Genomic DNA, 8479 nt, shown 5'->3' with positions numbered 1-8479 from the left:
CTCGTAGAATATAGTTTAGATCAGTATTTCTGCTTTCTAATTACCCTGATTTTAAAAAAAATAGATAACAAGATTCCTTACGGAATTTGTTTCGATATTATTGAATTTCCCAGATACAATGGATGTATGGAAAGGATCCATCGGGAATTTGCTCATTTCCCCTGTAGCTCTGTCTACGATAAAAAGTCTGTTACCCGAGCCATTGCTATCACTACCAACACACTAGCTGTTTCGATAACTGATTGGGCTTTTGGATAGTAGTTCAAAAGGTAGCCCCCAAAAGTTGTCATTGTATTCTCGTAGGCGAGGTTGTGGTTACGCAATGAGCTTCTGGGAAATCCCATAGTATCGAAGCATATTCCAAATAACCAATGAAAGGAGGTCCTTCCAAATGAACTTATTTGTCGGATTAGATGTCAGCTCTGAGAAACTAGATGTGTGCTTTTTATCAGACGATAACCAATTGACAATTCTTCTTGAAGCGAGTCTCGGAAATGACGTGAAAGGCGCTCATCAAATTAAACAAAAAATTTTAGAATTTCAAAATGTGTACTCGTTTTCTCAAATCGTCATAGGCATGGAGTCAACTTCTATGTACAGCTTTCATCCTGCTACATTTTTTAATGAGGATCGAGAATTAAAGCGTATAAATACCGTCGTTACCATCGAAAATCCTTTTCGCATCAAGCAATTCAGTCGAATATTTGATGAAGATAAAACAGATAAAAATGATGCGATGCGAATCGCTGACTTTTTAAGAATCCAAAGATTCACTACGTCTCCCATTAAAGAAGAGAAATATATGGCTCTTCAACGTTTAACTCGCACACGTTACCAATTAATTGGACAACTTGTAGAAACGAAACAACATTTTCTCGAAAATTTAACTTACAAATGCAACACGCTCACGCGTGAGTTAAAGAATAGCGAAACTCCTTCTTCTGTATTTGGAGCTACCTTAATCGCTTTAATGACAGAAGATTATGGGTTAGAAGAATTAGCTCAAATGCCTTTAACAGATTTCGCCTCTTTGCTTCAAGAAAAAGGTAACGGCCGGTTTAAAAATCCAGAAGGATTAGCGAAAACGATTCAACGAGCCATTACTATGTCTTATCGTTTAGGAGAAGTCGCTCAAGAATCCATCAATATTATCCTGAGTATTCTTGCTCGCGAAATTCGTGCACTCGAAGCCAGTATCAAAGACCTTGATAAGGCAATTGAACAGCTCGTAATGGTCCTACCAGAATACCAATGCTTGACGAGTATTCCTGGTGTTGGAAAAGTGTATGCTGCTGGATTACTAGCTGAGATCGGACAAATCCAACGATTTGAAGACCAAACGAAACTAGCTAAATATGCCGGATTAAGCTGGAAAATCAAGCAATCTGGAAATTATCAGTCTGAAAATACGCCCTTAACCAAACAAGGCAATCGTTATCTTCGCTATTACTTAGTTGAGGCTGCCAATTCAGTAAGAAGATATTTGCCTGAATATCAAGCATTTTATCAAAAGAAATACAAAGAAACACCCAAACATCAACACAAAAGAGCCATCGTCTTAACCGCAAGAAAATTTGTGCGTCTGGTGGATACGCTACTACGTAACCATCAACTCTACACGCCACCAAGGAGCGTGATAGAAAAATAACACTTTGTTATTGACGCAATCTTGGAAACGGCCCGAAAAAATTTCATTTTTGGTCGGGTCTATTTCCGTATGCTGAAAAAATCGCACCTAGAAAAAATCAGTCTTGTTTTACTCTTGACTTATTACCACTAGACTTTAATTCCATCAGCTGTTTTCCCTTGAAAAGAGCTAATTTGTGTAACACCCATTATTTTTTGTAATACTGATTCGAAATGTTGATTTAACTCTTCAACATTTGAATTAAAGCGCGTTTGAAGTTCTTTCACTTCCTGTAATTCAATATTTTTGTCCACCTTACATCCCCCCTATTTCAAAATTAATGGCCCGGAATGCTGCTTAAACTTTTTTCAAGTTGTTCATCTTGTTCGACTATTTTCTCCCCGGCTTGTTGTATGTTATTTAAATCATTTTCTAATAACTGTTCATATTGCTGCACCTTTTGAGATAACATTTCGATTGCTTCACAAAATTGAGTTAATCTAGTCAAATTCGTACGACTCAACTGCATACCATTAAATTTAGTCTTCCCTAAATCACTAGCACCACTTTTCAAATCACTTACTTTCGCATCAAATACCCCTTTATTTAATTTAATTTCCCCCATTTATCATTTCCCCGCCTTCTGTACTTCTACTTGAATATTAGCGTCAACCATTGAAACACTTCTACTTAGAGAAAGAATACTAGACTCACATGTAGCGATTTCTCTTTCAAGCCGCCGTATAGCTTGATCGATGTCTTCTTGCACTCTCCCTAGTTCTCCAATAAACTTCCCTAAATTCGAAATGACTTGTTGTTCATATGTTTCTTTAAAAGTAGTTGCTCTTTGCCCTTTCCAACTACTCTCGTTTATTTCTAAAGACTTAAACTGCTCTTGATTTTGTTTAATTGCTTCAAGATTATTTACAAATTTCCCCTTAGCAGTTATTAGCCTTCGTAGTTTCATTTGTAATTCAGCCAATTGCCCTTGTTGATGACTTATACTACTTAATAAACCAGATTTTTGACTATTTAATTCCTCTATCCCCATGCAAATCCCCCCTTAAATAGTTGGCACTTTAATTCTAGTAGCAAAACGATTTTCAACAAAATACCCTTCAAATGGATTTAATTTTGTACTACTTAAATCTTTATTAGATACATCGAAGACCATTTGGCCTGATGATTTTCTAAGTAAAATAACATGAGATTGCGTTTTTATTGTTTTTGAAACTAAGTCATATCGACTGTCAATTGAATCAACATCACAGCCAATTACGAAGTGGATGCCCATAAATGCACCATTTGTTATTAATTCCGCTAAACTATATATATCGCTATCTTCTAAATTACTTAAAATATCATTTACATCTGCAATTACGATTACAATCGGCTTAAATTTCTTAATAAATTCTGCCGGATTCACTGTTTCACTTGATGCTTCCTGCTCCTCTTTAAACGCCGCTTCTCTCGATTTATAAGCGTTTGTAACTTGTTTAATCGTTTTCTCAATTCCTGTTTTTTCAGCTACATATAAAGCAGCGCTCTCTCTATAGTTTGAGAAATTTCGTGTTCTTGTATCAATTAAACCTAGGTCAAAGTGTCCACTGTCTGCTAACTGTTGAAGGAATTGATGAACTACATTTTCAACTTCATCTTTCTTAATTCCCCCTACAACAATATTAGACGCTTCCGTTAAATCTAATTCGAGAGGCGTAACGTTTTCTGTCTCTACACCAAATGTTAGTTTGCCTGCTTCAATAATTTTTCTTGTTTCTGGCCATGCAATGAATTCCTTGTATTCCAGAACTTCAGGTACCATAGGAATTGCTTTCGGTCTTTCTCCATCCCAGAAGGAATCCATCTCTTTTCCTTCAGCTTGTATATTTTCAATTCGAGTAAGGACATCTTCTCCATTTGTCGGTAAAGCTGTTTGGAAGATTGTTGGTTCGTCAATTTTAACTAAACCACGGCCTGCTAATTCTTCAATTTTTAAGTCTGTTCTTCCTACAATAGCTCTAGATTCTGCCTCATCTATCATATATAGAGCAATTTGTAGTTTAATATTTGTATTTACTTGTACTCTCAATGCATTTTGACGTGTAGCCGTAAGCATTAAATGAATTCCTACTGCTGCCCCTTCACGTACAATTTGTGCAATAATGCGTTCAAAGTCTTCGACAAATCCAGCTTCTCTAACAGCATCATAGTTATCTAACGTAATTAATATTGTTGGTAATACTTCTTTACTAGCTCTCTCATACATTTCAAGACTCGCAACACCATATTTACTTAGCAATTGCTTTCTATCTTTTAATAGGTCTTCTATGCGACGAAGAAATTTCTCGCATTTTTCAACTTGGTCTAATGTAATGATGTCTGCCACATGCGGTAAAGATTTTAATGGCATTAAGCCATTTGTTCCGAAGTCTAATAAATACACATGCAAATGCTCCGGACTATGCTGACGAGCTACATCCATAATGACTGATTGTAAGAATGTTGATTTTCCGTAGCCTGGACTTGAGAAGACCGCTACGTGTCCGTCTTTACTAATATCTAGTGTTAATGGTGTTTGTGATTGTAATTCAGGCTGATCTAGTAGACCAATTGTTGCTTGTAATGGTTTCTTTTCTTTCGTCCATGCTTCTTTGAACTGAATAGCGTGTAAGTCTTGTAAATATACGCTTTCTGGAAGTGGTGGTAACCACGGTCTAGCTAACGCTTCAATTTCATTTATTTCTGCGTAATCGTGAATGTAGTCAATAACAGCATCCAGTTCAGATGGTACGCTTATTACTTCTTTACTGCTACCAAGTCCACTTAAGTCTTCACTTAATATTTCATATTGTCCTAGATCATTTATTGCATAGATTGTTGCGTCTAAATGTTCTTTATCCTCTTTATTTTCTACATAGTCTGCTCCGCTCCAAGCTGATTGGAATAGTTCATAAATTTCATTATTCCCAACTTGTAAATAAGCACGTCCTGGTAATGTAATTTCAGCAGCATCTGGCGTTTTTAAAATTTCATTACTATCTGACGTATTTTGAACTTTTAGTGCTAGTTTGAATTTCGAGTTACTCCAAATTTGATCATCTACAACACCACTCGGTTTTTGCGTAGCTAATATTAAATGGATTCCGAGTGAACGACCGATACGCGCTGTTGAAACTAACTCTTTCATAAATTCTGGTTGTTCTGACTTCAATTCCGCGAATTCATCACTAATTAAAAATAGATGCGGCATCGGCTCACTTACTAAGCCTTCTTTATACAGTTTTTGATACTGATTAATATGGTTTACATCATTTTCACCAAATAATCGTTGTCTTTTCTGTAATTCAGCTTTAATTGATGCGAGCGCTCTCATACTTTGTGCTCCATCTAAGTTCGTAATTGTTCCTAATAAATGCGGTAAGTTTTTGAATAAATTCGCCATACCGCCGCCTTTATAGTCAATTAGTAAAAAGGCTACTTCGTACGGGTGGAAATTTACTGCTAGAGATAATATATACGATTGTATAATTTCCGATTTACCTGAACCCGTTGTACCTGCTATTAATCCGTGTGGTCCGTGTGCTTTTTCGTGTAAGTTTAAGTTTACGATATCTTCTTTACCACGTAATCCAAGTGGTACAGCTAAAGATTTATGCGCTGCATTTTTCTCCCAACGACTTGTAATATTCAGTTCTTTTACTTTTTCAACGCCATACATTTCTAAAAATGTTACGCTTTCTGGAATACTATTTTTTAAGTTTTGCAAATGATTTAATGGTGCTAATGCCCGTGAAATATCTTCTAAATTGAATCCTTTTGGCACATGATTTAGTTTAAATTGACGGTTAACAAGTTCTCCTTGCTCTAAGATGATGTTCCCTTGTTTTGCATCTCTTATATCTATTACCGTTTTCACATGCTCCGGTAAACTTTGCATAACATCTTGTACAAATACAAGTGATACACCTAATTGACTCGGATCATCATTAAAGAATTCCATAACAACATGGTCTAATATTAGTTTTTCATCTGTAATGAGAACGACATAGTGCGGTGCAAAGTACATTTTTTCATTAGTAGAACTTTTTTCATCTAGTTTTAATTTTCGTTCTTTCAATATTTGATACAAACTATTTAACACTTGATCACGGCTACGATCATGGTATACAAATCCACGTACATTTATATCGCGAACACTTCCATGAGGTAACCAGCGCATCCAATCCCATTTTTCTTTTTCTTCTTCCGGAAAAATAGTAATAAACTGCAAGTCATAATAACTATGGAATAAAGCCGTTTGTGCAACTAATAATTGTAATTGCTCTAACACTAAAGAGCGTTGACCAATATAACCGACTGGTCCATTCATTAAATCTGTTACAACTGGTACATCTTCCAACGATAGATAACGCTGTCTTAGTTCACGTGCTATATCAATTAATTCATCTTTCGTTTGACTAAATTCTTCTTCATTAAATTGAATTTCAAAACTCGTATTAGCTTGTCCTGTTCCAACGCTAAATGTTAAGAAATCATGATGTAACATTGTTTTTTCATAAATTCGAGGATTTACTTGAACTGCCATATTACGTATTACTTCTACATTTGGATTGTGATAATGTAATGCGTGACGCTGTTTTTCACTTTCTGCATGTAAATCTTTCGTTTTTTGTTTTATATACTCTCTATAGCTTTTATCTCGTTCAACAATGTCGACTTTATATTGCTTCAAATTTTTAATATACGATGTGACAGAAACAATGATTGTTACTAATGTCATCGCAATCGATGCGATAATAAACATTCCATATTTCATGAAAATAGCAAGTAATACAGTTACGACAATCATGACAAGTGAAGGTGCAATGATTCTTGCTAAATGCTCCGTTGGTTTTGATGGCATACTTGAAGGCTTTGCAATTGTCATTTTCTCTTCTGGTTCACGGTAAATAATACGTGGTGAACGATGATAGTCTGGATAACCACTTTGATAATTCGTTTCTGATTCTACTAAAATAGGTAACTCAGATTTCACTTTATCTTCTGAAGAAAGTACTTGAATGTCTTCACTACCAATCTCCAATAAAATACCATCAAAATATAATACGTCTCCTGATTCCAACATAACGCTATCTTTTAACTTCGTATAATTATGAAATACATCCCCGCCATACACGTTCACTTTAAAAGAATCGTACAACGTTTCGCGAGATAGCATTAAATCTACACTAGTCCCGGTAATAGAAATATCATCGTAATCGTTTTGACTCACTGTAAGAGAATGTTTCGTTCCGATATCAAACACTCTAGTTGTGCCAACAATAGATATAAAGATTTTCAAGCTCACATCTCTTGTTTTCCCAATCTCAATCTCCTTATTAAATTCTATTAATTGATCCTGTACCATCCAAGCATTTACTTCATTATTCCACTTTAACTCTACTTCTTGTTCTAAACTTGGATTCGTAATATCATTTGTCCACTCTTTTCCAATCGACACTATTGATTGCTCATTTGGATGTAATGTGCACTTATATATTTTGTCTCCATAAGTCAATACTAATAGTTGCTCCATCCGTGTTCACTGCTCCTTTTCAACTGTCTCATCAAGTGCTTACTCTTTTTTCTCTGTGTCCGACAAATTTTTATCGCTTGATGAATTGCCATATTTCTTTTTATATTCATCTAATTGTTGCTCATATGTTTTTAACTTTTGATCACGTTCTTCCCCTGATAAATCTGGATTATTTTTCAGTGATTCAATTTGTTTAACAAGGCCGTACATAATAAGCTGAGGATCATCAAGTGTCTTAGCTAAATCTAATGATTTATCAAAATTACCTTTTCCGTTATACATCCAATACAGCAAATACTTTTCATCACTTTTCAAACTAATGTTTTTCATAATCGATTTCTTTTGAGCTTCACCTAGTTTTTCAGCTGTAATGTATGCAAATGCTAACTCATATTTAGATGCAATCGGTAATGATTCAAACTCCTCCTCATTCAATTGCGTAATGACTTTGTCATAATCAGTTGCTATGAAACTTGCATTTGCTTCTAACAATTTATTTTGATAAGGAAATTTTATAAAAGTGAAATATATTAAAGGAGCAGCTAAAATAACTGTCGCCGCTATGAAGGAAAAAGCTAAGTATTTAAATGATTTATAGCTTTTTTTAGGTACTAACTGCATATTTTTTTCTGTTTTTGTTTGTTCCTTCTCAAAGCTGTCATCAAGAAACTGCAGTAATGCATCTAAGCTTTCCATTTGAGCAACGGTCTGTTCAAATGTTGTTTCTTTTGCATCTTTTAGTAACCCAGCATACAAATCATCAAAGTTATGTTTTTGGGAGAATAAAGCAATAATTAGACACTTATATTGTGTTAAAAACTGCTCTTCTAATAACGGGGTTGGCGGAACAATATCTCGAATTCCTCTATGTATAATACTTGGTATTAAATTAGCATTAAAAACTATATTGTCTGGATGTAAAAAGAACGTGATTCGTTTATTTAAATATTTACGAAACTGCGCAACATTCCGAAGTAGTCTTAATTTCTCATTTCTTCTAAAACGGCTAAGATCGTCCCACTTATATAATTTTTTATCTACTTGATATAGAAACGTAAACATATCATCCGTTTCTTCTATTGTTAATGGTACAAATTCAGATGATACGCCCGTAATTATATCGAATTGACGGAAGTCTTTTATACGTGTTTGAGATTTGGTCATCTCCAATTTCCAATTTTCTTTTTCTATTTGAAATTGATAGTTCATTGCATCAATTTGAATTATTTTTTCCGTCATGTTTATCCTCTTCTCCTTTTCTTTATAACCCGTAATAA

At 34.8% G+C, this 8479-nt stretch carries 6 protein-coding genes; 1 reads left to right on the top strand and 5 read right to left on the bottom strand.

Going from position 1 to position 8479, the window contains the following annotated elements:
• Positions 1–391: 391 nt before the first annotated feature.
• Complete coding sequence (locus tag V6946_RS10735) at positions 392–1648, top strand: IS110 family transposase (protein ID WP_256426878.1); 1257 nt, start codon at positions 392–394, stop codon at positions 1646–1648.
• A gap of 128 nt (positions 1649–1776) precedes the next feature.
• Here V6946_RS10735 and V6946_RS10730 read toward each other — a convergent pair whose 3' ends face one another.
• Genes V6946_RS10730 through essB form a run of 5 tightly spaced genes read right to left on the bottom strand, consistent with a single transcriptional unit; the run spans position 1777 to position 8441 of the window.
• Positions 1777–1941, bottom strand: coding sequence for a hypothetical protein (locus tag V6946_RS10730; protein ID WP_406622359.1), 165 nt, complete (start codon positions 1939–1941; stop codon positions 1777–1779).
• Positions 1942–1964: 23 nt separating this feature from the next.
• On the bottom strand, positions 1965–2252 hold the full coding sequence (locus V6946_RS10725) for a TIGR04197 family type VII secretion effector (RefSeq protein WP_006923818.1): 288 nt from the start codon (positions 2250–2252) through the stop codon (positions 1965–1967).
• A 3-nt stretch (positions 2253–2255) separates the two neighbouring features.
• Entirely contained in the window at positions 2256–2678 is a 423-nt protein-coding gene (locus tag V6946_RS10720; protein ID WP_006923816.1) for a DUF5082 family protein, read from the bottom strand.
• Between the two features lie 12 nt (positions 2679–2690).
• Positions 2691–7202 (bottom strand): type VII secretion protein EssC, encoded by a 4512-nt coding sequence (gene essC, locus V6946_RS10715; RefSeq protein WP_006923814.1) that lies wholly within the window; start codon positions 7200–7202, stop codon positions 2691–2693.
• Between the two features lie 39 nt (positions 7203–7241).
• The gene (gene essB, locus V6946_RS10710) at positions 7242–8441 is read right to left on the bottom strand and encodes a type VII secretion protein EssB (protein ID WP_001990259.1); all 1200 of its coding nucleotides are present in this window, start codon (positions 8439–8441) and stop codon (positions 7242–7244) included.
• Positions 8442–8479 lie beyond the last annotated feature (38 nt).

The organism is Bacillus sp. PPSBB_2, assembly GCF_045291115.1.
In the GTDB taxonomy this organism is placed as follows: domain Bacteria; phylum Bacillota; class Bacilli; order Bacillales; family Bacillaceae_G; genus Bacillus_A; species Bacillus_A cereus.
Note: the sequence above shows the minus strand (reverse complement) of the source record. Positions and strands in the feature narration are given on the sequence as shown.